Origin of the sequence: Francisella sp. 19S2-4 (assembly GCF_036281795.1) — a bacterium.
Lineage (GTDB): Bacteria > Pseudomonadota > Gammaproteobacteria > Francisellales > Francisellaceae > Francisella.
Genome location: NZ_JAWUZH010000080.1, coordinates 1 through 3,437 on the forward strand (window position 1 = coordinate 1; position 3,437 = coordinate 3,437).

Sequence of the window (3,437 nt, forward strand, 5' to 3'; positions counted from 1 at the left end):
TTATTAGAAAACTGACTTCCATCTCGATCCTCTATCCTATGACCAGGATCCATAGCCGTAACCGATGCTAATCCAGCGTCCATAGATCTCGGAGGATTTTTATCTGAGGTTGGCAACCCAGCTCCTTCAGCAGCAAGAGTATCAAACTCTCCCATACCTGGAATAATAGGACTTGGATCAGGAGCTGCAAAGGATAACACCATGACAGATAATGACAAGAACAGGATTAAGATTTTTTTAAACATACAAATACACTGTTAATCTACTATATAATGTAAATTTGAATAATATAAAAGTGAATTCCATTATTACTTATTTACTATATTATTTCAAATATTTTTTAATTAAATCTAAATAATGATATAATGTAGTTTTTAAACCAACTTCATTTTTGTTTTAGTTTAGTATTTACGCCAATTAAGAATAAATACAAAAGGCTTAAAGGTGCAAATAAGAAAATAAATATAACTATACAATTTACATAAAATGACTGAGCTATATAAAAACTTAATTCAACATAAAAATGTTATCTGGGCCTTATTTAACCGTGAGATAACAACAAAATTTGGTGATAGTTATTTTGGTTACGCATGGATACTAATTGAACCGTTACTACAAGTGGGTATTTTTTTCATTCTATTTTACTGGCTACAACACTCAACTGGAAATATGCCTATAATATTATTCCTATTAACAGGGATTGTACCATACTTCTTCCTACAAAAGTCTGTTACATCATGTTCAAACGCAATATCTGCTAACCAAGGACTGCTAACTTACAGACAAGTAAAAGTCGTGGACACAATCATAACCAGAATCATTTTAGAATATTCCACAACCCTTGCTGTTATAATTCTATGTGGAACACTAATGGTACTATATTCACCTCAGCCTGTAACTGTTTACTATCCACTTAGAATAGTTTTTTCTTTTTTTATATTATTTTTGCTAGCCCTAGGCCTTTCTCTATTATTTGCAATATTAAACTACTACTATCTAGACTTAAATAAATTTTTAAGTGTATTATTTAGATTCTTATACTTCACATCAGGAGTTTTCTTTAGTCTAAACGATCTCCCTCAAAAGTTTGCGTATTATCTCTCATACAATCCAATATTTCAAGCTATTGAAATAATACGCTCTGCTTTTGATATAAAAAATAGTCCATCATCTCAATATTTAAGTTACAACTACACGCTATTATTCTCTATAATAGTGTTATTTCTTGGTATATTATTTTATTATGTTGCGAGAGACAATATATTAATGAATGCTCGTTCAAGGTGATAATTATGATAGAATTAATGAACGTCACTAAATTTTATAATATTAAAGGTAAAAAACACTATATACTTAAGGATGCCAGCTATAAATTCCCATCAGGAAAAAGCATAGGGTTACTTGGTGCAAACGGCGCTGGGAAGTCAACACTCTTACGTCTCCTTGGCGGTTTAGAGTTACCAAATTCTGGTAAAATAGTTTCAACAAGCAATATATCATGGCCTGTAGGTTTAACAGCAGGATTCCAAGGATCTCTAACAGCCAAACAAAATATCAAATTTGTTTGTCAAATACATGGAATGAATATTAAAGAAACCAAGAGAATAACTGACTTTGTTTACGACTTTGCAGAAATCGGTGATTTTTTTTATATGCCAGTAAAAACATATAGCTCAGGAATGAGAAGTAGAATAAACTTTGGACTTTCTATGGCCTTTAATTTTGATTACTACCTTGTTGATGAGGTAACTGCTGTTGGAGATGCTCACTTTAAAGCAAAAGCATTAGAAGAATTTGATAAAAAAAGAAAATCTGCTTGTGTAATTATGGTTTCACATAATATGAATGATTTAAAAAAATATGTTGATATGGGTGTTTTTTTAAAGGATGGAAAAATCTCTATATATGAAAACATAGATGATGCAATAGCAGTGTATGAAAAATAACTAACAATGAGATAGTACATAAAAATGAATAAAATTGCACAAAATTTAAAAAAAATGTACAAATTAAAAGTAATTTATATATATAAGAAATTAAGTAAACTTTTTAAAACCACATCATTAAGAAAAAACACTCTCAATAAAACTCAACACCTATCAGTAGTTGGTAAAAAAATTTTAGAATTTATAAAAAAACATAGCTTCATCTCACTAGTTGTAATTCCAACCATAATTGCTGCTTTTTATTTTATATTTTTAGCAACGCCAAGATATGAAAGTACCGCTTTAGTTTCTCTTAACCAAAACAACACCGCAGCTCCTGTTGATTCTACCCTATCAAGTTTACTAGGTGGTAATGGAGGTGTAAGCACTACTCATAGTTATCTATTAATTAACTATATACAATCACCTCAAATGTTATATTTCCTACAAAAAGACTTAAATATAAAAGCAATGTACCAAAGCAATAATGTTGATTTTTTTTCAAGACTTTCAGATGATGCTGATGATCAAGATTTCCTAAAATACTATAAAAAAATGATAGCTATAAGCTATGATGAACAGTCAAATGCAATCACCATAAACGTACAAGGATTTACTGCAATCCAAGCTAAAGAAGTCCTAAATGATATTGTCAAACGAAGTCAAGACGCCATAGACTATATATCTCATACCCTTGCCGAGAATAGGATGAAATTCAACCGTGAGCAACTTGATGAGATAAAGAAAAGAGCTATCGATGCTCAAGATCAACTCATCGAGTTCCAAAACAAAAAAGGAATTGTTGACCCTGAAAGCTCTGTAACTTCAAGAAGTACTGTTATCGCAGACCTTAAAGGTAAATTATCTACAGCAGAAACAAAGCTTACAAACCTAAAATCATACATGAACCCAGAATCTAGCGAAATAAAAGCTACAGAGCAAGAGATTTTAGCACTAAAAACACAAATAGATCGAGAAAAAACTGAGTTCTTAGCTGAAGATCCTAACAATAAAAACTCAGAGCTAGGAGACCTTGTTTCAAACTATCAGTGGTTAAAGCTAAATGCTGAATTTACTATGACAGAATATCAGTCAGCCCTACAGTCATTCGAAATGGCTAAACTAGATAGTCAAAGCCAACAAAGCTTCCTAGTTGATATTGTAAAACCCACATTACCTGACTACCCTCAATATCCAACAACAATGTACAATCTAATAACTATATTCATAATATTAAGTGCTTTATATGGGCTAGGGCGTATGATAGTAACAATAATAATAGAAAACAGATAAGTCAGATCTAATATAACCTCAGTTCGATAATTTATAAACCCTTCTTATCCTTAGCACTAAGCTATAAACCAATAGATGATTTAGTATATGAATACTTTTTGTAAAATAAAACCTGTCGTTCCGAACTTGGTCCAGAATCTCCTAAAGACTGTTGAATAAATCTTTCAATTTCTATGAATAGGAATATTTTTGCTATTTTTAGTAAAAACTTAGCCTTAA

The 3,437-nt window shown here is 30.9% G+C and carries 3 protein-coding genes and 1 pseudogene; 3 read left to right on the top strand and 1 reads right to left on the bottom strand.

Annotated elements, in window-relative coordinates; all coding sequences use genetic code 11:
- Positions 1 to 245 (bottom strand): annotated as a pseudogene (locus R8535_RS10710) (polysaccharide biosynthesis/export family protein); the annotation flags it as partial.
- A 241-nt stretch (positions 246 to 486) separates the two neighbouring features.
- On the opposite strand from R8535_RS10710, the gene R8535_RS10715 reads away from it, so the two are divergent.
- From R8535_RS10715 to R8535_RS10725, 3 genes are read left to right on the top strand one after another with little or no spacing between them, the layout of a single operon-like run.
- The gene (locus R8535_RS10715) at positions 487 to 1,287 is read left to right on the top strand and encodes an ABC transporter permease (protein ID WP_329499120.1); all 801 of its coding nucleotides are present in this window, start codon (positions 487 to 489) and stop codon (positions 1,285 to 1,287) included.
- 5 nt (positions 1,288 to 1,292) lie between these two features.
- Entirely contained in the window at positions 1,293 to 1,946 is a 654-nt protein-coding gene (locus R8535_RS10720; protein ID WP_329499122.1) for an ABC transporter ATP-binding protein, read from the top strand.
- A 24-nt stretch (positions 1,947 to 1,970) separates the two neighbouring features.
- Positions 1,971 to 3,218 (top strand): Wzz/FepE/Etk N-terminal domain-containing protein, encoded by a 1,248-nt coding sequence (locus R8535_RS10725; protein ID WP_329499124.1) that lies wholly within the window; start codon positions 1,971 to 1,973, stop codon positions 3,216 to 3,218.
- Positions 3,219 to 3,437 lie beyond the last annotated feature (219 nt).